Origin of the sequence: Streptomyces sp. NPDC051776, from assembly GCF_040681345.1 — a bacterium.
GTDB lineage: Bacteria > Actinomycetota > Actinomycetes > Streptomycetales > Streptomycetaceae > Streptomyces.
In genome coordinates, this window is the sequence record NZ_JBFAYQ010000067.1 from 1 (window position 1) to 20,721 (window position 20,721).

Below are 20,721 nucleotides of genomic sequence, written 5' to 3' on the forward strand. Positions count from 1 at the left end.
CCGTCCGGCCGCTACGGGGTGCGCCTGCTCGTACACCACTGGGACAACGCGCTCCAGGAGCCGCGCACGGTCGCCGCCAACATCGTCGGTGAGGGTCGGGGAGTGGCCCAGGTGCTGATGGACACATACGGTCGTGTGGCCACCGACCTGCGTGTTTCGCTGACCGACAAGTGCAATCTCCGATGCACCTACTGCATGCCGGAAGAGGGCCTGCAGTGGCTGGGCAAGTCCGAACTCCTCAGCGACGACGAAATCGTCCGCCTCATCCGTAACGCCGTCACCGACCTCGGAGTCACCGAGGTCCGCTTCACGGGCGGCGAGCCCATGCTGCGCCCCGGTCTCGTCGGCATCGTCGAGCGGTGCGCCGCTCTGGAGCCGCGCCCCCAGATGTCCCTGACCACCAACGGCATTGGTCTGCGGCGCACCGCACAGGCCCTCAAGGACGCCGGTCTGGACCGGGTCAACGTCTCGCTCGACACGCTCCGCCCCGAGGTCTTCCGGGCCCTCACCCGCCGCAAGCGCCACCAGGACGTGCTGGACGGGCTGGACGCGGCCCGCGCCGCCGGTCTCACCCCGGTCAAGGTCAACACCGTTCTCATGCCGGGGCTCAACGGGGACGAGGCCCCCGAACTCCTCGCCTGGGCCGTGGCGAACGACTACGAGCTGCGCTTCATCGAGCAGATGCCGCTCGACGCCCAGCACGGCTGGAAGCGCGACAGCATGATCACCGCGGGCGACATCCTGGCGAGTCTGCGCACCCGCTTCGCCCTCACCCCCGAGGGGGGCGAGGCCCGCGGCTCGGCCCCAGCCGAGCGCTGGCTTGTCGACGGCGGTCCCGCGCGCGTCGGGGTGATCGCCTCGGTCACCCGCCCGTTCTGCCGGGCCTGCGACCGCACCCGGCTGACCGCCGACGGCCAGGTCCGTACGTGCCTGTTCGCCCGCGAGGAGACGGACTTGCGCGAGCTGCTGCGATCCGGTGCGGCCGACGAGGAGATCGCGGAGCGGTGGAAGCTCGCGATGTGGGGCAAGAAGGCAGGATCGGGGCTTGACGACCCGTCCTTCCTTCAGCCGGACCGCCCCATGTCAGCCATCGGCGGCTGACCTCCGCTCCCACTCCTCCAGCGAGACCACGTCCTTGAGGAAGTTCCGCACGCCGAGGAAGGCCGACAGGTGCTCGCGGTGCTCCTCGCACGCCAGCCAGGTCTTCCGGCGCTCCGGCGTGTGGATCTTCGGGTTGTTCCAGGCCAGCACCCACACCGCGGCGGTACGGCACCCCTTGGCCGAGCAGATCGGAGTTTCGTCGTTCACAGTCCTTCAGTCTGCCTCCGCCCCGGCGGAGCGGCGTGCCCGGGCCCTGTGAACATGGCGACGCCGGGCAGCCACGGGGGGAGCCGCCCGGCGTCGGTCCGTCGCTCCGACGGGGGATGCGGAGCGCGTACGCAGTATGGCACGGGGGACCCTGGCCGGGGCAGCCGATCCACATGATTGATCTGAGCTTTTCTTGAGCTATGCAGACTGCGGTCACACTCGCTCGAAATCAGCTCTCATCCCGCGACCGCTCTTTCTCCTCGGCCCCGTTCTGCTCCGCCACTTGCCCGGGCGGTCCACTGCGTGCATCGCTCTCCAACATGGGCGGGACCGGCGTCGCGATGAAGGAGTCGGGCACCGAAGGGGCGTTCTCCCGGCCCGCGTTGGCGATGACCACGGCGATGTACGGGAGGATGAAGCCCAGCACAAGGGCAACGATCGCCACATGCCGCTCGATGTTCCACAGCGCCACGGCCAGGAGGAAGGAGACCGTGCGCACGGACATCGAGATGACATAGCGCCGCTGCCGGCCTTTGACGTCGTCGGCCAGCCCCGCGCGGGCCCCGGTGATCCGGAAGACCTTGGGGCCGCTGTGCTTCCGCATCCCGCTTCACCACCTGCGCATCCGCCGGTACCGCCCCGGTCCCGGACATCTTCCACGGTACGCCGCCGCACTGCGCAGGAGACCGGGCCCCGGCGAGCCGGTCGCGTACAGCCCGTGGGCACGTCCGGTACCGGCCGTGCCGGGCCCGAGGGGGCGGCCGCGGCCGCCGTACGCGCACCGGGGACGCATCCGGCCGGGCCGCCGCCTCAGAAGCCCCCGCAGAATCTACGCGCCTGCCAAGCCCCGCAGTTCCGCGATCTTGCGCCCGGCCTTGAGGTACACCGTGCCCGCGGACACGGACAGGCCGGCACCGGCCAGGGTCTGCCCCACCGACTCGGCCAGCGGCCGGGTGGCCGCGGCCTCGTCGAGCACGAACGTCCGCTGGCCGCCGTCGGCCTCCACGACCAGCCGCAGGCCGTTCTGCTTGGCGAGCCGGCGGGCGGCCGAGGCGCTCTGCGTGAACTCCAGCACCTTGGTCAGGACGGCCGCCACGGTCTCGGTGCCGTGCTCGGCGGTGTCGACCGATGGCAGGGACTCGACCTCGGCGAAGGCCTTCTTCGAGAACTGGGCGACGAAGCCCGCGCGCGCCGCCATCGCCGCCTCTACGCCGTACAGGGCTGCCACGACCTCGCCCGCGAGGACCTTCTTGAGGTCCATGGGGTGCAGTGACTTCTCCTCGATCCGGGACAGCGCGAGCGCGACCTCCTCGTCCGTCCACTCGGTCCAGGCCTTCAGATACGGCTCCATCAGCCGGTCGGGCACCGACATGATCTTGCCGAAGACATCGTCCGCGGTCGCGGTCAGTCCGACGTAATTGCCCTTGGACTTCGACATCTTGGCGCCCGAGCCGTCCGTGCCCTCGATGAGCGGCATGGTGACGACGAGCTGCGGCTGCAACCCCTTGAGTTCCATGAGCCTTCGGCCCATCTGCAGATTCAGCAGCTGGTCCGCGCCGCCCAGTTCGACGTCGCAGTTCAGGGCCACCGAGTCCAGGCCCTGGGCGATGGGGTAGAGCATCTCGGTCATCGTCAGCCCGGCGCCCGACGCCAGACGGTTGCGGAAGTCGTCGCGCTGCAGCAGCGTCGAGACCGGCACCTGGGTGAGCAGCCCGAGAAGCTCGGGGAAGGTGTACGGCGCGAGCCACTCGCTGTTCTGGCGGAAGCTGACCTTCTCGAAGTCGAAGAACGGCCGCACCTGCTCCCGGTAGCCCGCGAGGTTGGCCGCGATGTCCTCGTCGGTCAGCGGCGGGCGCTCCGCCGTACGCCCGGAGGGGTCGCCGATCCTGGCCGTGAAGTCACCGATGATCAGCGTGACATCGTGGCCCAGCCGTTGGAACCGGCTGAGGATGATCAGCGGCACCGCGTGGCCGAGGTGCACATCGGTGGCCGTTGGGTCGATGCCGAGCTTGATGTGCAGCCCGCGGCCCTCGGCCCGGCGCTCCTCGATCCGCTCGGCCAGCTTGGCGACCGCCGGCAGCACCTCGACCGTACGCGAGGCGATCAGCTCCGCCTGTTCTTTCGCCGACAGGTCCGACAGGTCCAGATAGCGCCTCGCCTTCGTCTCCGTGAGCAACTGCTCGACGGTCTTGTCGGAAGAGAGGTCCTGCACCAGCAGGTCGCGGGTGCGAGCGACGGAGTCGCCGAGGCGTGTCATGGCGTTCCTGTGGAGGTGGTCGGGTCGGAAGGAGGACTGGGCCGATTCTATGCGGTTCGTTCACACGCCCCGGCTGACGGAACTCATGTTGAAGTCCGGGACGCGCAGGGCGGGCATCGCAGACCGCGTGAACCAGTCGCTCCACTCGCGCGGCAGCGTCCGCTCCGTGCGGCCCGCCTCCGAGGCCCGCGACAGCAGGCTCACCGGGGACTCGTTGAAGCGGAAGTTGTTCACCGCGCCGGTCACCTCGCCGTTCTCGACGAGGTAGACACCGTCCCGGGTGAGCCCGGTGAGCAGCAGCGTGGCCGGGTCGACCTCGCGGATGTACCAGAGGCAGGTCAGCAGCAGTCCGCGCTCGGTATTCGCGGTCATCTCCTCCAGCGAGCGCGTACCGCCCGCGTCGAGGATCAGGTTGTCGATGCCGGGGGCGACGGGGAGGCGGGTCAGCCCGGCGGTGTGCCGGCTGGTGAGCAGCCGGGTCAGCTCGCCGTCCCGCATCCAGTCGGTCGGGGCCAGCGGCAGACCGTTGTCGAAGACCGAGGTGTCGTCGCCGGAGGCGTGCGCCAGCACGAAAGGCGCCGCTTCCAGGCCCGGCTCTCGCGGGTCGCTGCGCAGCGTCAGCGGTAGCTCGGAGAGCTTCTCGCCGATGCGGGTGCCGCCGCCGGGCTTGCTGAAGACGTTCCGGCCCTCTACCGCGTCCCGCGCCGAGGACGACCACAACTGGTAGACGAGGAGGTCCGCCACGGCCGAGGGCGGCAGCAGCGTCTCGTAGCGGCCGGCGGGCAGGTCCACACGCCGCTCCGCCCAGGCCAGCCGCTGCGCGAGATCGGCGTCCATCGAGGCCGGATCGACGTCCCTGAAATCACGGGTGGCCCGACCCGCCCAGGCCGAACGCGTACGGTCCGGGGACTTGGCGTTGAGTTCGAGCGTGCCGGTGGGCTGGTCGTGACGCAGCCGCAGCCCGCTGGACGTGCCGAGGTAGCTGGAGACCATCTCGTGGCGTGCGAAGCCGTACAGCTCCCGGCTGCCCGCGCGGGCCCGCGCGAACGCCTCCCCGAGCGCGGGCGCGAAGGCGGCGAACACCTCGGAGGAGGTCTCGGCAGGGGCCTCGGTGAAAGCGGCGGAGGCAGGTGCGCCCTCGACGAGGGGCTGGGCGTCCTCGGCCGGGCCCGCGTCGCGCGCCACAGCTTCGGCGGCCCGCACCAGCGGTTCCAACTCCTCGGCGGTGACGGCGCCGCGCGAGACGACGCCGGACGCCGTGCCCTGCGCGCCGTTCACCGTGGCGATGACGGTGAGGGTACGTCCGCGCGTCACGCCGTTCGTCGTCAGCGCGTTGCCGGCCCAGCGCAGATTCGCCGTCGACTCCTCGTCCGCGATCACCACGCAGCCGTCGGAGCGGGACAGTGCGAGGGCGCGCTCGACGACCTCATGCGGTGCGGTCGTACGGCTCATCGGCCGGCCTCCTGCGTGGTGTTGAGGATGTTGACGCCGCGGAACAGCGCGGAAGGGCAGCCGTGGCTGACGGCGGCGACCTGGCCGGGCTGGGCCTTGCCGCAGTTGAACGCGCCGCCCAGGACGTAGGTCTGCGGCCCGCCCACGGCCGCCATCGAGCCCCAGAAGTCGGTCGTGGTCGCCTGGTAGGCGACATCGCGGAGCTGCCCGGCGAGCCGGCCGTTCTCGATGAGGAAGAAGCGCTGCCCGGTGAACTGGAAGTTGTAGCGCTGCATGTCGATGGACCACGAGCGGTCCCCGACGACGTAGATGCCCCGCTCCACACCGGAGACGAGCTCCTCGGTGGAGGGGCCGCCGGGCGCGGGCTGCAGCGAGACGTTCGCCATCCGCTGGACGGGCACATGGCCGGGGGAGTCCGCGTAGGCGCAGCCGTTGGACCGCTCGAACCCGGTCAACCGGGCGATCCTGCGGTCGAGTTGGTAGCCGGTGAGGATGCCGTCCCTGACCAGGTCCCAGGACTGCGCGGCCACGCCCTCGTCGTCGTAGCCGATGGTGGCAAGACCGTGCTCGGCGGTCCGGTCCCCGGTCACGTTCATGATCTCGGAGCCGTACGTGAGCGTGCCGAGCTGGTCGAAGGTGGCGAACGAAGTGCCGGCGTAGGCCGCTTCGTATCCCAGAGCCCGGTCCAGCTCGGTGGCGTGGCCGATCGACTCATGGATCGTCAGCCACAGATTCGACGGGTCGACGACCAGGTCGTACGCCCCCGCCTCGACGCTCGGCGCGCGCAGCTTCTCCGCCAGGTGCCCGGGAATCTCCGCGAGCTCGCCGTCCCAGTCCCAGCCGGTGCCCGTCATGTACTCCCATCCGCGCCCGACAGGCGGGGCGATGGTGCGCATCGAGTCGAACTCGCCGCTCTTCGGGTCGACTGCGACGGCGGTGAGGTGGGGGTGGAGACGGACGCGCTGCTGGGTGGTGGTGGTGCCGGCCGTGTCGGCGTAGAACTTGTTTTCCTGGACGGTCAGCAGCCCCGCGTCCACATGGTCGACGCCCGGTGCCGCGAGCAGTCGGCCGCTCCACTCCGCCAGCAGCCCGGTCTTGTCGGCATCGGGCACATCGAAGGGGTTGATGTCGTACGCGGAGATCCACGTCCGGTCGGCGTGCACCGGCTCGTCGGCCAGCTCCACCCGCTCGTCCGATCCGGCCGCAGCGATCACCTGTGCCGACAGCTTCGCCATCGCCACGGCCTGGCTCGCGACCCGCGCCGCCGCGTCCGGAGTCATGTCCACGCCCGAAGCGAAACCCCATGAACCGCCGTGCACCACACGCACCGCATACCCCAGGTCCGTGGTGTCCGACGAGCCCGCGAGTCTTGCGTCCCGCAGCCGCCACGCGGCGCTGCGGATCCGCTCGAAGCGGAAGTCGGCGTGATCGGCGCCCAGTGAACGGGCGCGTGCGAGCGCCGCGTCGGCGAGCGCGCGCAGCGGCAGCGCCCTGAAGGACTCGTCGATGGAATAGGGCACGGCATCCTCCCGTTGTCGTCGTAACCGATCATGTCGTGTCACGGGGGTGGCTGCCCAGTGTTTTCTGTAGGGACCCGACAGTGTGCGCCGGATGCCCCTGTCGGGCCCGGATTCTCCGTCACGGGCCGCGGACCGATAGTTTTCGTGGTAGCCGACCACTACTGAAAGGGTGATCCGTTGAGCCGCTCGGTTCTCGTCACCGGAGGAAACCGGGGCATCGGCCTCGCCATCGCCCGCGCCTTCGCCGATGCCGGCGACAAGGTCGCCATAACGTACCGCTCGGGTGAGCCGCCGGAGGGCTTCCTGGCCGTCCGCTGCGACATCACCGATGCGGAACAGGTCGAGCAGGCCTACAAGGAGATCGAGGAGCGGCACGGCCCGGTCGAGGTGCTCGTGGCCAACGCGGGCATCACCCGCGACCAGCTGCTGATGCGTATGACCGAGGAGGACTTCGGCGCCGTCCTGGAGACCAACCTCACCGGGACCTTCCGTGTGGTGAAGCGCGCCAACCGCGGCATGCTGCGCGCCAAGAAGGGCCGCGTCGTGCTGATCTCCTCCGTGGTCGGTCTCCTCGGGTCGGCAGGCCAGGCGAACTACGCCGCGTCCAAAGCCGGTCTGATCGGTTTCGCCCGCTCGCTCGCCCGCGAACTCGGTTCCCGCAACATCACCTTCAACGTCGTCGCGCCCGGCTTCGTCGACACCGACATGACGAAGGCGCTGGGCGACGAGCAGCGGCAGAACATCATGAGCCAGGTGCCGCTCGGCCGGTACGCGCAGCCCGAGGAGATCGCCGCCACCGTGCGCTTCCTCGCCTCGGACGAAGCCTCGTACATCACTGGAGCCGTCATCCCCGTTGACGGCGGATTGGGCATGGGTCACTGAACGACATGAGCGGAATCCTCGCCGGAAAGCGCATCCTCGTCACCGGGGTCCTCACCGACTCCTCGATCGCCTTCCACGTCGCCAAGCTCGCCCAGGAAGAGGGCGCCGACGTGGTCCTCACCGGCTACGGGCGGCTGAGCCTGGTCGAGCGGATCGCCAAGCGGCTGCCCAAGCCCGTCCCGGTCATCGAACTCGACGTGCAGGACAAGGAGCACCTGGAGAGCCTGGCGGGCAAGGTCGCCGAGCACTTCGGCCCGGACGCCTCCCTCGACGGCGTCGTGCACTCCATCGGCTTCGCGCCACAGGACGCGCTGGGGGGCAACTTCCTCAACACCGGCTGGGAGTCGGTCGCCACGGCCGTCGAGGTCTCGGCCTACTCGCTGAAGTCCCTGACGATGGCGGTGCTCCCGCTGCTGGAGAAGCGCGGCGGTTCGGTCGTCGGCATGGACTTCGACGCGCAGATGGCGTGGCCGAAGTACGACTGGATGGGAGTCTCCAAGGCGGCCCTGGAGGCCACCTCCCGCTACCTGGCCCGTGACCTCGGCGCCAAGGGGATCCGCTGCAACCTGGTCTCGGCCGGGCCGATCAAGTCGATGGCGGCCAAGTCCATCCCGGGCTTCGACGAGCTGGCGGACGTGTGGAACACTCGCGCCCCCATCGGCTGGGACCTCGCGGACCCGGAGCCGGCCGCGCGCGGTGTCATCGCGCTGCTCTCCGACTGGTTCCCCAAGACCACCGGCGAGATCGTCCACGTCGACGGCGGCGTGCACATGATGGGTGCCTGATCCGGCCTCGGCCTCGGGACACCGACGCCCCGGTCTCCTTCGCGGAGGCCGGGGCGTCGCCCGTTCGGCCCAGCCCGGGAGCGCCGCGGCGCCGCGGCGTCCACGCTGAACGGAGTACGGCCCCCTGTGGTGCTTCCCCCTTGTGGTGCTCAGCGGCGGGTCCGCCGTGGTACGGCCGAGGAGGTCCGGGTTGCGCAGGCTTCGTCGTCTCGCCGTCTTGGCCCTGGCCCTGGTCGCCGGGCTCGCTCCGCCCGCGGCCGTGGCCCGCACCGGCGGGGAGGAGGAGCCCTTCGGCGCCACGTGCAGGACCTACGTCCACGGCTCCCGCGCCACGGTGAGCTGCCACAATCCGTACACCGCGAACGACGCCGTCCAGCTGCACATCGAGTGCGAGCGCTGGTGGGATCCGGACATCGACACCGAGCCCGCCGAGGCCGGGCCCGCGGAGACCGTCGAGATGACGGGCCGCTGCTGGATGGAGATCCGCAGGGCCTGGGTCACTCACCACCGCTCTGGCACATGAACGAGTAGCTCGCCGCCTCGGCGGCCGCGCTCTCCGCGTCCCCTTCCCGGATCGCCCGCACCAGCCGCGCGTGATCCACATGGCGCTCGGGGCGCAGCTCCCGCCCGACGTCGCTGCGCAGCCACTCGCGTACGACATCGCCCAGGTCGGCGTAGATCTCGGACATCACCTCGTTGTGCGAGGCCGCCACGACCGCGAGATGGAAGGTGCTGTCGGCCGCCACGAACGCCTCCGCGTCCCCCGACTCCCACGCCTCCTCGCGGCGTCGCAGCAGGGCGTCGAGCTGCTGCAGATCGCGCTCGGTGCGGCGCTGGGCGGCCAGCCGTGCCGCGGATGCCTCCAGGGTGCTGCGCAATTCGGCGATGTGGCGTGGATCGGCCCCGGCGAAGCGCCGGTGCATGACCCCGGCCAGCTCGCTGGTCGCGATCACGTACGTGCCCGAGCCCTGCCGGATGTCGAGGAGCCCGTTGTGCGCGAGGGCCCGGACGGCCTCGCGGACGGTGTTGCGGGCGACGCCGAGCTGCTCCACCAGCTCCGGCTCGGTCGGGATCCGGAAGCCGACCGGCCATTCGCCGGAGGTGATCTGGTTCCGCAGGGCCGTGATCACCTGGTCGGAGAGCGCGGAGCGGCGAGTGGTGGTCAGCGGCATGGCTCTCCTGAACGTGAGACGGGGCGTCGGAGGATTGGACAGGCAATCATCCCATGATTCTATGATGGCTGCCATGGCAGCCGACGAGACCCCAACGACAGCCCCCGCCCCGGCCCGCACGACGGACCGGGGTACCGCGACCAGGGACCGGGGAGCGGTGGGGACCACCGCTGTCGGCAGGGCAGGAGAGACGGCCGGGGGCGCGACCGAGGAGGCCGGGACCACCACGAAGGCCGCCATCCGCCGGATCACTCCCCCTGTCATCACCGGACTCGTCCTGGCCGCCCTCAACCTGCGCCCGGCCATCACCAGCCTCGGCGCGCTGCTCGAAGAGGTCCGCGACGGGCTCGGGATGAGCGGAAGCGTCGCCGGGCTGCTCACGTCCGTACCGCCGCTCTGCTTCGCCGCGTTCGGGGTGATCGCACCCAAGGCCGCACGCCGCTGGGGCCCGGGCGCGGTCGTCTGCGCCGGGATGGCCGCGATAGCGACCGGACTGCTCATACGGCCGTGGGCGGGCGGCACCACCGGCTTCCTCGCCGCCAGCGCTCTGGCGCTCGCGGGCATCGCCGTCAGCAATGTCCTCATGCCGGTGATCGTCAAGCGCTGGTTCCCCGACCGGGTCGGCTCGATGACCGGTCTGTACTCGATGGCCGTGGCCCTCGGTACGGCGCTCGCCGCCGCTGTCACCGTGCCCATGACCGATGCCCTGGGCGGAAGTTGGCGCACCGGGCTGGTGGCGTGGGCCGTGCCCGCTGTACTCGCCGCCGTGCCCTGGCTGCTGCTCCGCGACAGGCGGGGCGCCGGAGAGCCGGCCGCGACGGCGGCGGCCCCGGTGACCGCACCGGCGGGCCGGCGGGAGCTGCCCTTCAACCCCGTCCGCAGCCGCATCGCCTGGTCGCTGGCCTGCTTCTTCGGCCTCCAGGCCACCGCTGCGTACATCACCATGGGCTGGCTCCCGCAGATCTTCCGGGATGCCGGAGTCCCGGCCTCCACCGCCGGGGTGCTGCTCGCCGTGACCATGGGTCTCGGGGTTCCGCTGTCCTTCGTGCTGCCGCAGATCGCCGCCCGTCTGCGGCACCAGGGCGCGATCGCCGTGACACTGGGCCTGTGCGGGCTGTCCGGTTACGCGGGCCTGCTCTTCGCCCCTGCTGCCGGAGCCTGGGCCTGGGCGCTGCTGCTCGGGATCTCCAACTGCGCCTTCCCGCTGGTCCTCACGCTGATCGGGATGCGCTCGCGGACCGGCGCCGGGGTGACCGGCCTGTCCGCCTTCGTGCAGAGCACCGGCTACCTCATCTCGGTCCCCGGACCGCTGCTGATCGGCGTGCTCTACCAGCACAGCGGCGGATGGGGGCTGCCGCTCGCGCTGATGACCGCGCTGATGGTGCCGCAGATCGTGCTGGGCTTTCTGGCGGGGCGCAACCGGACCGTCGAGGACGAGCGCGCGGCCATGACGGGGGCCGCCTGAGCCGCGTACGGGCAGGACGGGCAGTACCGGCAGTCCGGTGGGCGGTACGGGCGCGCGCAGGCGGACCGTACGGCGTGCGATCGCCCGCGGCGTGGCGTGCGGGGGACAGGCCGGGACGGCGCACCCCTGCGTCTCCCGCTCCCGGGACCGGGTGCGAGACTGGTGCGCATGCCCGTCCTCGAACCGAACCCGCAGAACAGCCAGAGGAAGCTGCTCACCATCCTCGGCGTGATGCTTCTCATCACGGTCGTCATCGGCGTGATCGCGTCCATCGCCTCGCCCTGAACGACCCGGGCTCGTGCACATCCGTGCACCCGGCGCACCACCCCCGCGCCCGGCGCGGGGCGGGGGTGGGCAGGCACCACCATCCCCTAGGGGGACGGAGTCAGGGTGAAGTGGGTGGATCACCGGATGGGCCCGGCGATCTTCCTTCCGTAGGTTCTTCGTAGCCGCGCCGAAGCGGCCGGCGCGGTCGTGGCAGGCGGCCGCGCCACCCGACGGACTCCACGGAGGTGGTCCCCATGCGGGCCCCCGCACAGAGCCGCACCGCACCCCCGTCGCGCGACGCCTACGAGATCCGGTTGCCGTGGTGGGCCATTGCGCTGCCCGCCGTGGCTTTTGCCGCGCTGCTGCTCCTGATCGCCGGGCCGGCCGAGGCGCACGCGGCGGCAGGACCGCAGCCCGTGCTCGTCCACGCACTGGACCGGGCCCGGGAAATCCTGCTCCATCAGCTCGGCTGAGACCGTGGACCCGGTCGTTGAGACCGCACCCGGCTCGGCTGAGACCGCGCCCCCGGCTCGGTTGAGACTGTGCACCCGGCTCGGTTGAGACCGTGCACCGACCGCCGCACGCGGCGCCGGGCATGCCCGCCGGCGCCGCTCGCCCCGTGTGCGCCCGCCCCTGCACACCGGTCCGTATGCGCCGATTCGTATGCGTCGGTCCCGTACGGCCCGGTGGGCGTGCGCAGGTCACCTTTCCCGGGTGACCTCCCAACACCCCGCGCCCCACCGCGGGTTTCATGCGAAGCTGGGACGCATGAGCGTCGCTGCAACTCCCCCGGAAAGCACCCCAGGATCCCCGGAGACCCGCAGGCTCGTCCTCCTCCGGCACGCCAAGGCCGACTGGCCGCAGGTGTCCGACCACGAACGTCCGCTCGCCGAGCGCGGCCGCAAGGAAGCGCCGGTCGCCGGGCGCTGGCTCGCCGGGACCGGCATCAGCCCCGGCCTCACCCTCTGCTCAACCTCCACCCGTACCCGCGAGACCTGGAAGCTCGTGGTGCACGAGCTGCCCGAGCGGCCGAGGACCGTCTACGAGGAGCGGCTCTACGAAGCCTCGCTCGGCGAGCTCATCGCCCTCCTCAACGAGACCCCCGACGACGTGCGGGACCTGCTCCTCGTCGGGCACAACCCGGGCATGCACGCGCTCGCCGACGCCCTCGCGGGCGAGGCCGAGGGAGACGCGGCGGTACGGATGAACCGGGGCGGGTTCCCGACGGCGGCGGTGGCTGTCGTCGGCTTCAACGGCTCGTGGAAGTCGGTGGAACACGGTGTCGGGAAGCTGCTCGACTACTGGGCGCCGCACGACTAGACAGCCCAGCGGACTTCGCGAGCCCCGCGGGAGACCGCGAGTCCGCTCAACGCAGGGCCCCGGCGCGACACACGCGCGCCGGGGCCTCTCCTCTTGCGGTCGCCGTGAGCCCGCCGAGGCCCGGCTCAGCCGTCGTCGGTCTCCGCGGTCTCGACCTCTTCGCGCGTGATGCCCAGCAGATAGAGAACGGTGTCGAGGAACGGCACGTTGACGGCGGTGTGGGCCGCCTCGCGCACGACCGGCTTCGCGTTGAAGGCCACCCCCAGCCCCGCCGCGTTCAGCATGTCCAAGTCATTGGCGCCGTCGCCGATGGCCACCGTCTGCGCGAGCGGCACCCCCGCCTCGGCGGCGAAGCGCCGCAGCAGACGGGCCTTGCCCGCACGGTCCACGACCTCGCCGACCACCCGGCCGGTGAGCTTGCCGTCCACCACCTCAAGGGTGTTGGCCGAGGCGAAATCCAGCCCAAGCCGCTCCTTGAGGTCGTCGGTGACCTGGGTGAATCCGCCCGAGACGACACCGACTTGGTAGCCGAGGCGCTTGAGGGTGCGGATGAGCGTACGGGCGCCGGGGGTCAGCCGGACCTCGGCGCGCACCTTGTCGACGACGGATGCGTCCAGCCCCGCGAGCAGCTTCACCCGCGCGTGCAGCGACTGCTCGAAGTCCAGCTCGCCGCGCATCGCGGCCGCCGTCACGTCGGCGACCTCGGCCCCGACTCCCGCGTGTTCCGCGAAGAGCTCGATCACCTCGTCCTGGATGAGAGTGGAGTCCACATCCATGATGACCAGGCGCTGGGCCCGGCGCTGCAGACCCGAGGAGACGACCGCTACGTCGACCCCGCGGGCGGCGGCCTCCGTGGCCAGGGCGGTGCGCAGCGGCCCGGTCTGGGCGCCCGACACCTCGAACTCCACCGCCGTCACCGGGTACTTCGCCAGCCGGAAGATCCGGTCGATGTTGCCGCCCGCCCCGGTGATGCGCGCCGCGATGGCCGCCGCGGACTCGGCGGTCAGCGGTCGTCCCAGCACGGTGACGTGCGAACGGCCGGTTCCGCGCGGCCGGTTGTCGCCCCGGCCCGAGATGATCTCGGCCTGGAGCTTCATCGACTCGGCCCAGCCGTGGACCGTGGAGCGCAGGTCACCCTCGGTGGCACTCACCGACGCCGGTGCCGTGACCAGTGCGCACAGCACTATCCGTCCCCGGGTAACCACCTGCTCGATGTCGACGACGTCGACCGCGAAGGCGGCGAGGGTGTCGAAGAGCCCGGCCGTGATGCCCGGACGGTCCTTCCCGAAGATCTTGACGAGGAGGGTGGGGGTGTCGTCGCCCGGTACGGCCGCGGCAGGGGTGTTCTGCGATGCGCTCATGGTGCTTCCACCGTATCCGTCCGCGGTGCTGCCCGCCCCACCTGTCCCGCTCTGCGGACGGTCCCAGCGGGCGGGGCGGGGGAGGCGGGACGCGGCACGGGGGAGGGCCCCGGTGGGGAGGGGCAAGGGCCGGTCGCGGACCTCGGTCCCGGCTCGCGGCTCGTACGGTTCCTGGTTCGCCGCGCGTACGGGACCGGCTCCGTACGGGACCGGCTCCGCGTCCGTACGGGGCCGGCTCTGCCGGGGTACGGGATGGGATCGTCTCCGCGGGGGTACGGGACGGGCCAAGGGTCCGTGCGGTACCGCCCCGCGTCCGTACGGGGCCGCCCCGCGTCCGTACGGGGCCGCCCCGCGTCCGTACGGGGCCGGCCCGCGTCCGTACGGGACCGGCCCACCCTCCCCCTCCCCGCAGCTCCAGGGCCGATGCTGCCCTCGCCGATCGTGAGCACATGGCTGGGGCGCCCGCCCACCGCGACGGCCGCCGCCTGCCGCCCCGGCTCGGGTGTGGGGCGGCACGCAGGCATGGCGTGATATCGACGGCCGGCCGGGGCCTCTCCCATCTCCCTCGCGCCCCGCCTCCACCCCGTCCTCGCCGTTCGGGGCGCCGAGTTGAGCCGATTGCTCATGATCGAGGGCGATCCATGGGCGGATGCAGCGCTCCGGGGCGTTTCTCATGAGTCGCCGACGCAAGGGTGCGAACACGCCACGGGGCGACTTTCAGTTGTGCGACTGAGCCTGAAATAGTTCCTCACGATGTTCGCCATCCCTAGACTCCGTTGCAGGGGTCACTCGGGGGACAACTAGTGGGGCATGGAGTGCCGGAACTCGTACTGGAATTGAACGGACGGACCTGGACGCTCGATGCGTCACGGTCGTACACGCTGGGGCGTGACCCGCAGGGCGACGTGGTGGTCGACGACGCGAGAGTGTCCTGGAGGCACGCCACCGTCCATTGGGGCGGCGGCAGTTGGGTGCTCCACGACCACGGAAGCACCAACGGCACGTATTTGCAGGGCCGGAAGATCCAGCACGTGGAGATCGGGCCGGGGTCGGTCCTCCACCTCGGCAACGCGACCGACGGTCCCAGGCTGACCGTCTCCGGTTCCGCCGCGGCGGCCAAGGGCGCGCCGTCGTCGGCGTCCGCGCCGCAGCAGGCACAGCAGGCGCCGGCGCACCAGCAGGCGGCTGGCCACCAGGTGGCCCACCAGGCGCAGCAGGCTACGGCCGGCAGGGCCGGGCAGCAGGCCGCGCCGCAGCAGCCTCCCGCGCAGGCTCCGCAGCAGCAGGTTCACCAGCAGCCGCAGCAGCAGGCCGCCCCGGCGGCGCACATCCCGCACCAGCAGGCCGCTCCGCCCGCCGGGTACCAGCCCCCGCACGGACCGCACCAGGGCGGCGCCCACCACCAGCCCTCCACGGGGGCGGGGCAGGGCGGAGCCCCCTCCGGCTACAGCGACCGCGGGCCGACCGGCTTCCACCAGCTCGCCGTCGGCCACGTGATGCGCATCGGCCGTGCCCTGGACAACGAGTTGGTCGTCTCCGACCTCCAGGTCTCGCGCCACCACGCGGAGTTCCACTCCACACCCGACGGCCGCTTCGAAATCCGCGACCTCGGCAGCCACAACGGCACGTACGTCAACGGCCAGCCGCTGGCCAAGTCGGGCGCCGCCCTCATCGGCCCCAACGACACGGTCGGCGTCGGCCACTCCACGTTCCGCCTCGTCGGTGACCGGCTCGAAGAGTTCGTCGACACCGGTGAGATCTCCTTCTCCGCTCGCCACTTGACCGTCACGGTCGACGGTGGCAAGCAGATCCTCAAGGACGTCTCGTTCGGCGTCCCGGAGAAGTCGCTGATCGCGGTCATCGGCCCCTCCGGCTCCGGTAAGTCCACCCTGCTGAAGGCGCTCACCGGCTACCGCCCGGCCGACCAGGGCGATGTCCTCTACGACAACCGGAACCTCTACAAGCAGTTCGCCGAGCTGCGCCAGCGCATCGGTCTGGTCCCGCAGGACGACATCCTGCACAAGGAGCTGACCGTACGGACCGCCCTCAAGTACGCGGCCAAGCTCCGCTTCCCGGCGGACACCACGGCGGCCGAGCGCGACGCCCGAATCGACGAGGTGCTGCGCGAGCTCAAGCTCGACATCCACAAGGAGAAGCGGGTCACCTCGCTCTCCGGCGGTCAGCGCAAGCGGGTCTCGGTGGCGCTGGAGCTGCTGACCAAGCCGTCGCTGATCTTCCTGGACGAGCCGACCTCCGGCCTCGACCCGGGCATGGACCGCGATGTGATGCAGCTCCTGCGCGGCCTCGCCGACGACGGCCGTACGGTCCTGGTGGTCACCCACTCCGTGGCCGAGCTGGCCCTCTGCGACAAGCTGCTGGTGATGGCGCCGGGCGGCGCGGTGGCATACTGCGGCCCGCCGGAGGAGGCGCTCAACTTCTTCGGCTACCAGACCTGGGCGGACGTCTTCTCGGCGTTCGAGAACTACCGCGACTACGACTGGGCGGGCCGCTGGCGCGGCTCGCAGCACTACCAGATGTACGCCGCGGACTTCGACGCCGTCGCCCCGCAGCCCGTGCACATGCCGCCTCCGCAGCAGATCCGGCCGCCCAAGCCGCAGAGTTGGGGCGCGCAGTTCTTCACCCTGGTCCGGCGCTATCTGTCGGTGATCGCCTCGGACCGCGGCTTCATGGCTCTGATGCTGCTGCTCCCGGCCGTCCTCGGTGTGGTCTCCACCTTGATCCCGACGGACTTCGGCCTGGCGCGGGGACCTGCGGTCCGGGGGTTCACCAACCGCGACGCCTCCACGATCATGCTGATCCTCGCCGTCGGCGCCTGCTTCGCCGGTGCGGCCAACTCCGTACGCGAGCTGATCAAGGAACGGGTGATCTACGAGCGAGAGCGGGCCACAGGGCTGTCACGCTCCGCGTATCTGGCGTCCAAGGTGCTGGTGCTCGGACTGATCACCGCCGTCCAGGGCGTGATCATCAGCGCGATCGGCTTCGCCTCGCGCGACCTGCCGGCCGAAGGCGTCCTCTTCGAGGACCTGCCGGCCGTCGAGATGGCCGCCGCGATCACCGCGCTCGGCTTCACCTCGATGATGTTCGGCCTGATCATCTCCTCGCTGGTCAAGACGGCCGAGAAGACCATGCCCCTTCTGGTGATGTTCGCCATCGTCCAAGTGGTCTTCACCGGCGTGCTCTTCCAGCTCTACGACTCCCCGGGCGTGGAGCAGCTCGCCTGGCTGATGCCGTCGCGGTGGGCGGTCTCGGCGATGGGGGCGACGGCCGAGCTGAACGTGCTGCTGCCGTGGGACAAGGGCAACCCCGACCCCCTGTGGGAGCACACGGCGGGCACCTACCTGCTCGACATGGGCGTCCTGCTGACCATCGGCGTTCTGTGCGGCCTGGCCGTGCAGCGGCTGCTGCGGCGGCACGAGCCCGAGGTGATGCGCAAGTAGATGCACAAGTAGGTGATGCGCAAGTAGCGGCGTCCCCGGGCCACCGACGCATGCGCGTCCGTGGCGCCCCACCGCGCACGCGCGTCCGTGGCGCCCCACCGCGCACGCGCGTCCGTGGCGCCCCACCGCGCACGCGCGTCCGTGGCGCCTGTGCTCCCGGGCCACCACCCGGCATGCGCGTCGGCGCGTCCGTGGCCCGGGAAAGCGCGGGGGCGGCCGCGCCCTCTCGGGGCCGCCGCCCTGGCGCGTGTCGCGGTCTCCTGAAGTGTCGCGTGCGTCGCGACTCTCAGTACGCGGAGTCCACGTTCAGTACGCGGAGTTCACGTTGTCCATGGAGCCGTACCGGTCGGCGGCGTAGTTGCAGGCCGCGACGATGTTGGCCACCGGGTCGTACTGCGAGTTCTTGGTGCCCTCGACGTGGTACTGGTCGAAGGTCGGCTTGATCACCTGCAGCAGACCAATGGACGGAACGCCGTTCTGGGCATTGATGTCCCAGTTGTTGATCGCGTTCGGGTTACCGCCGGACTCACGCATGATGTTGCGGTGAATGCCCTCGTAGGAACCCGGGATGTTGTGCTTCTTCATGATGTCGAGAGACTCCCGGATCCAACCGTCGAGGTTGTTCGGGTAGCTCTTCGTCGGGACAGCCGCACGGACCTGCGAACGGTTCGCGGCGTCCTTGGCGGCGTGCGCCTTCTTGGCCTTCGCAGCGAACGCGGCCTTCTTCTTGGCCATGTCCGCAGCGGCCTTCTTCTGCTTCGCCGCAAGGTCGGCGAGCTTCTTCTTCTCGGCCTCGGCCTTCGCCTTCTTCGCGGCCTCGGCGGACTTCTGCGTGGCGCTGTCCTTCTGGATCTTGCCAACGCTGTCCGTCTGAAGCTCGGCGACCGGCTTGGCGGAGAGCGCCTGGGAGGACTCCGGCTGCTCGGCCTCGGCCGATCCGGGAACGACCGTGAAGGCCAGGGCCGCGGCTGCGCCCGCAGCGGCAACACCCGCTGCCGACAGCTTGTGGGTCTTGGTCAGACGGCGATAACCGGAGAACGTGGGGACGGGCATGAAGTGGACCTCTTCCAAATCGCTCGGTGCCGCAGAGGCCGGATCTTCGAGAGGCGCGCGAATCCCCCCGAGCGGTGGGGGCAGATACGCTCGCCGGTCCGGCAAAAGCGCCGCGTTCGTTCTGCGGCGCCGTGCGACGTGAAGAATTCTTAGCGGCGGCAAAAGGCCCTTGCAAAGGTGTGATGTACTACGCCGGATCGTGGGTGCGCCGAGGCCGGGAATACGTTGAAAAGCTTTGTTGAGCGGTTGTAACAGGGATTTTGACCCCACTAGGAGGGGTCGTAAGTGATGTGCGTTACATGGGGCGGCTCACAATCGAAGAGGGTGCGCCTTACCTTCTGAATTCGCGGATGCGCATAGCGTGTGCAGCCCAATCGTGCACTGACCTGGGAAAATGAACAGGTGGGGTTAAATCGGGCATAAAGGAACCCCGAATCGGGTCTCCGATCGGGGTTCGGGGAAATCGAGGCAGCGAATTCGCAGGTCACCCTGGCGACGCAGGAAGCATCAGATGCACATCCCCGAACTCGTGCCATAGATAGCGATGTGCCAGAGCCGCTTCGTAAGCGCGGGCCGGCGCCTCCGGGCCGGCCACAGCGGCCAGCATCAGAAGGTGCGAGGCCTCCGGCTCGTGCAGGCCGGTCAGCAGCCCGTCCACCGCCCGTACTCCTCGCTCCGGCGTGACCACCAGATCCGTCCAGCCCGAAGCGGCCCGTACGAGCCCCGACGGCAGGGCAGCCGTCTCCAGAGCCCGCACCACCGTGGTCCCGACGGCCACCACGCGGCCGCAACCGGCGCTCCCGCCCACGCCGTGCCCGGTTTCGCCGCGCCCGATTTCGTCCCGCGCGTGTGTGACGCGCCCGCACCACTCGCGCGAGCGCACGGCGTTCACCAGCCGCGCCGTCGCCTCCGGGACGCCGAACCGCTCCGGATACGGCGGCTCGTGCGCTTCCAGTGAGGCGACGCCCGTGTGCAGCGTGACCGGCGCGATGTGCACACCACGGCTCACCAGCTCGGCCACGAGCGGCGCGGTGAAGGGCCGGGCCGCGCTGGGCATCTCCGCCGACCCGTCCCCGTCCGGCGACACCACTCCGAACACCGTCTGGTACACCGACAGCGCCTGGTCCCGCTGCGTGTACGCGTAGCGGATCGGACGCCCGTACCGGCGCAGCAGCTCCGGCACCTCGGCCCCGGACACCCGCGCCCACCACAACCGCCCGCCCGGCCCGTCCACCGGCTCCTCCAGTACCAGCGACGCTCCACCCGGCAGGCGTACGAACACCCCGGGCCGGTCCACCGGCCGTGGTCGTGTGCTGCCCCGCCCGTCCGGGCTCCGCAGCTCCACCGACCGGCGACCGTCGTCCCCGCGCGTCGAGAAGTGCACGACGACCCTCTCGCCGCGCCCGTCCCCGAGCCGCCCGTCGACCGCCGCGGGGAGCGTGAGCGAGGTGTTCACCACCAGGACGTCCCCGGCCCCGAGCAGCCCGGGCAGCTCCCGGAACGCGTGGTGCGACACCTCCGCGCCGCGGCTCACCAGCAGCCGCACCGAGTCCCGGCCCCGGCCGCTCCCGCGCTGCTCCGCGGGCAGCCGCGCCGACAGCTCATCGGGGACCCTCAGCGCCCCCAGCACGCTCACCGCTCGGCCGCCGAGAGCGCGGCCGAGAGCTGGTCCAGCGCCGCCTTGGACGCCCCGTAGCCGCCCCAGGTCCCGTACGCCTCCACCGCCGCGTCCGAGCTCACGTTGATCACGGCCCCGGAGGCGGCCGCCAGCAGTGGCAGCGCCTCGCGCACCAGGCCGAGCGGCGCCACCACGTTGGTCTCCAGCGCCGTACGCAGGCCCTCGGGCGTCAGGTCGGCCAGCCGGACGAGAGGCTCGGCGCCCAGCGCGCTCGCGTTGTTCACCAGCAGATCCAGGCCGCCCAGCTCGCGGGCCGCCGACACCAGCGCTGCCCGGTGCTCCGGATCCGTGACGTCCCCCGGCAGCGCCACGACCCGCACACCCACCCGGCCGATCTCCTGCGCCGCGGATTCGAGGGGCCCCTGCGAGCGCGCGTCCAGTACCAGATCCCAGCCCCGCCCCGCCAGGGCCGCGGCCATAGCCCGGCCCAGCCCTTTCGAAGCCCCCGTGATGATCGCAACCGGCATTCGACTCACCCCTTTTCGTCGTTGCTCCCGTCGAGGTCTCCACACGGTAGGAAGGGCGGCCGGGCCCCCGCCTCGTCCGGCGGTCGCGTCCGGCCGGGTCACTTCGGCCTAGGCCCAGGGGCCGAAGCCGGGGCCTGCTCCGGTCCGATACGACGGTCGGCACCCGCCGGTACGGTGAGGCCATGTTGCGTCCTGAAAGCTGGTTCAGGCTCGCGGGTGGAAGTCCCGTCCGGGTAGACACCGGAGTGCCCGGTAGCAGGTCCCGGTTCGTCGTGG

At 71.0% G+C, this 20,721-nt stretch carries 18 protein-coding genes and 1 pseudogene; 9 read left to right on the top strand and 10 right to left on the bottom strand.

Features of this window, described 5'->3' with window-relative positions:
* Window positions 1-111 precede the first annotated feature (111 nt).
* Window positions 112-1,101 (top strand): GTP 3',8-cyclase MoaA, encoded by a 990-nt coding sequence (moaA, locus tag AB0M26_RS29245; RefSeq protein WP_365265671.1) that lies wholly within the window; start codon window positions 112-114, stop codon window positions 1,099-1,101.
* On the opposite strand, the gene AB0M26_RS29250 is transcribed toward moaA, so the two are convergent.
* The 5 genes from AB0M26_RS29250 to AB0M26_RS29270 form a co-directional block, all read right to left on the bottom strand.
* Window positions 1,084-1,308 carry a hypothetical protein gene (locus AB0M26_RS29250; protein WP_365265637.1) on the bottom strand — a complete coding sequence of 75 codons (225 nt, stop codon included), beginning with the start codon at window positions 1,306-1,308 and terminating at the stop codon, window positions 1,084-1,086. The two genes, moaA and AB0M26_RS29250, sit on opposite strands and share 18 nt — an antisense overlap.
* A gap of 229 nt (window positions 1,309-1,537) precedes the next feature.
* On the bottom strand, window positions 1,538-1,912 hold the full coding sequence (locus tag AB0M26_RS29255) for a DUF3099 domain-containing protein (RefSeq protein ID WP_365265639.1): 375 nt from the start codon (window positions 1,910-1,912) through the stop codon (window positions 1,538-1,540).
* Window positions 1,913-2,137: 225 nt separating this feature from the next.
* Window positions 2,138-3,565 carry a tyrosine--tRNA ligase gene (gene tyrS / locus AB0M26_RS29260; protein WP_365265641.1) on the bottom strand — a complete coding sequence of 476 codons (1,428 nt, stop codon included), beginning with the start codon at window positions 3,563-3,565 and terminating at the stop codon, window positions 2,138-2,140.
* 60 nt (window positions 3,566-3,625) lie between these two features.
* Complete coding sequence (locus AB0M26_RS29265; protein WP_365265643.1) at window positions 3,626-5,017, bottom strand: metallopeptidase TldD-related protein; 1,392 nt, start codon at window positions 5,015-5,017, stop codon at window positions 3,626-3,628.
* On the bottom strand, window positions 5,014-6,537 hold the full coding sequence (locus AB0M26_RS29270) for a TldD/PmbA family protein (RefSeq protein ID WP_365265645.1): 1,524 nt from the start codon (window positions 6,535-6,537) through the stop codon (window positions 5,014-5,016). Before AB0M26_RS29270 ends, AB0M26_RS29265 begins: the two co-directional genes overlap by 4 nt.
* A 177-nt stretch (window positions 6,538-6,714) precedes the next feature.
* Here AB0M26_RS29270 and fabG point away from each other — a divergent pair, with 177 nt between their 5' ends.
* From fabG to AB0M26_RS29285, 3 genes are all read left to right on the top strand, one after another.
* Window positions 6,715-7,419, top strand: a complete 705-nt coding sequence (gene fabG / locus AB0M26_RS29275) for a 3-oxoacyl-[acyl-carrier-protein] reductase (RefSeq protein WP_365265647.1) — start codon at window positions 6,715-6,717, stop codon at window positions 7,417-7,419.
* A gap of 5 nt (window positions 7,420-7,424) precedes the next feature.
* Window positions 7,425-8,204 carry an enoyl-ACP reductase FabI gene (gene fabI, locus AB0M26_RS29280; RefSeq protein ID WP_365265649.1) on the top strand — a complete coding sequence of 260 codons (780 nt, stop codon included), beginning with the start codon at window positions 7,425-7,427 and terminating at the stop codon, window positions 8,202-8,204.
* Between the two features lie 190 nt (window positions 8,205-8,394).
* The gene (locus tag AB0M26_RS29285; protein ID WP_365265651.1) at window positions 8,395-8,727 is read left to right on the top strand and encodes a hypothetical protein; all 333 of its coding nucleotides are present in this window, start codon (window positions 8,395-8,397) and stop codon (window positions 8,725-8,727) included.
* Here the strand turns inward: AB0M26_RS29285 and AB0M26_RS29290 are convergent.
* Window positions 8,702-9,376, bottom strand: coding sequence for a FadR/GntR family transcriptional regulator (locus AB0M26_RS29290; RefSeq protein ID WP_365265653.1), 675 nt, complete (start codon window positions 9,374-9,376; stop codon window positions 8,702-8,704). The two genes, AB0M26_RS29285 and AB0M26_RS29290, sit on opposite strands and share 26 nt — an antisense overlap.
* A gap of 61 nt (window positions 9,377-9,437) precedes the next feature.
* On the opposite strand from AB0M26_RS29290, the gene AB0M26_RS29295 reads away from it, so the two are divergent.
* The 4 genes from AB0M26_RS29295 (at window position 9,438) to AB0M26_RS29310 (ending at window position 12,428) form a co-directional block, all read left to right on the top strand.
* Window positions 9,438-10,841, top strand: a complete 1,404-nt coding sequence (locus tag AB0M26_RS29295; RefSeq protein WP_365265655.1) for an MFS transporter — start codon at window positions 9,438-9,440, stop codon at window positions 10,839-10,841.
* Between the two features lie 168 nt (window positions 10,842-11,009).
* Window positions 11,010-11,126 carry an SGM_5486 family transporter-associated protein gene (locus tag AB0M26_RS29300; protein ID WP_365265657.1) on the top strand — a complete coding sequence of 39 codons (117 nt, stop codon included), beginning with the start codon at window positions 11,010-11,012 and terminating at the stop codon, window positions 11,124-11,126.
* A gap of 236 nt (window positions 11,127-11,362) precedes the next feature.
* On the top strand, window positions 11,363-11,581 hold the full coding sequence (locus AB0M26_RS29305; protein ID WP_365265659.1) for a hypothetical protein: 219 nt from the start codon (window positions 11,363-11,365) through the stop codon (window positions 11,579-11,581).
* 295 nt (window positions 11,582-11,876) lie between these two features.
* A complete protein-coding gene (locus AB0M26_RS29310) occupies window positions 11,877-12,428 on the top strand; it encodes a histidine phosphatase family protein (protein ID WP_365265661.1) in 552 nt (183 codons plus the stop codon).
* Between the two features lie 125 nt (window positions 12,429-12,553).
* On the opposite strand, the gene serB is transcribed toward AB0M26_RS29310, so the two are convergent.
* Window positions 12,554-13,789 (bottom strand): phosphoserine phosphatase SerB, encoded by a 1,236-nt coding sequence (serB, locus tag AB0M26_RS29315; protein ID WP_365265663.1) that lies wholly within the window; start codon window positions 13,787-13,789, stop codon window positions 12,554-12,556.
* 803 nt (window positions 13,790-14,592) lie between these two features.
* Between serB and AB0M26_RS29320 the strand changes: the two genes are divergently transcribed.
* Window positions 14,593-17,247 (top strand): FHA domain-containing protein, encoded by a 2,655-nt coding sequence (locus AB0M26_RS29320; RefSeq protein WP_365265665.1) that lies wholly within the window; start codon window positions 14,593-14,595, stop codon window positions 17,245-17,247.
* A 306-nt stretch (window positions 17,248-17,553) separates the two neighbouring features.
* Here AB0M26_RS29320 and AB0M26_RS29325 read toward each other — a convergent pair whose 3' ends face one another.
* The 3 genes and pseudogenes from AB0M26_RS29325 to AB0M26_RS29335 form a co-directional block, all read right to left on the bottom strand.
* Entirely contained in the window at window positions 17,554-18,300 is a 747-nt protein-coding gene (locus tag AB0M26_RS29325) for a transglycosylase SLT domain-containing protein (protein WP_365265667.1), read from the bottom strand.
* A gap of 484 nt (window positions 18,301-18,784) precedes the next feature.
* A complete protein-coding gene (locus AB0M26_RS29330) occupies window positions 18,785-19,936 on the bottom strand; it encodes an S-adenosylmethionine:tRNA ribosyltransferase-isomerase (protein ID WP_365265669.1) in 1,152 nt (383 codons plus the stop codon).
* An 11-nt stretch (window positions 19,937-19,947) separates the two neighbouring features.
* A pseudogene (locus AB0M26_RS29335) lies at window positions 19,948-20,445 on the bottom strand (SDR family NAD(P)-dependent oxidoreductase); the annotation flags it as partial.
* Window positions 20,446-20,721: the final 276 nt, after the last annotated feature.

Excerpts from the sequence above, each read along its gene's own strand:
- tyrS (WP_365265641.1), bottom strand. The coding sequence starts at position 3,565 with ATGACACGCCTCGGCGACTCCGTCGCTCGCACCCGCGACCTGCTGGTG.
- AB0M26_RS29290 (WP_365265653.1), bottom strand. The coding sequence starts at position 9,376 with ATGCCGCTGACCACCACTCGCCGCTCCGCGCTCTCCGACCAGGTGATC.
- serB (WP_365265663.1), bottom strand. The coding sequence starts at position 13,789 with ATGAGCGCATCGCAGAACACCCCTGCCGCGGCCGTACCGGGCGACGAC.
- AB0M26_RS29310 (WP_365265661.1), top strand. The coding sequence starts at position 11,877 with ATGAGCGTCGCTGCAACTCCCCCGGAAAGCACCCCAGGATCCCCGGAG.
- AB0M26_RS29300 (WP_365265657.1), top strand. The coding sequence starts at position 11,010 with ATGCCCGTCCTCGAACCGAACCCGCAGAACAGCCAGAGGAAGCTGCTC.
- AB0M26_RS29325 (WP_365265667.1), bottom strand. The coding sequence starts at position 18,300 with ATGCCCGTCCCCACGTTCTCCGGTTATCGCCGTCTGACCAAGACCCAC.
- AB0M26_RS29255 (WP_365265639.1), bottom strand. The coding sequence starts at position 1,912 with ATGCGGAAGCACAGCGGCCCCAAGGTCTTCCGGATCACCGGGGCCCGC.
- AB0M26_RS29265 (WP_365265643.1), bottom strand. The coding sequence starts at position 5,017 with ATGAGCCGTACGACCGCACCGCATGAGGTCGTCGAGCGCGCCCTCGCA.
- fabI (WP_365265649.1), top strand. The coding sequence starts at position 7,425 with ATGAGCGGAATCCTCGCCGGAAAGCGCATCCTCGTCACCGGGGTCCTC.
- AB0M26_RS29295 (WP_365265655.1), top strand. The coding sequence starts at position 9,438 with ATGATGGCTGCCATGGCAGCCGACGAGACCCCAACGACAGCCCCCGCC.
- AB0M26_RS29305 (WP_365265659.1), top strand. The coding sequence starts at position 11,363 with ATGCGGGCCCCCGCACAGAGCCGCACCGCACCCCCGTCGCGCGACGCC.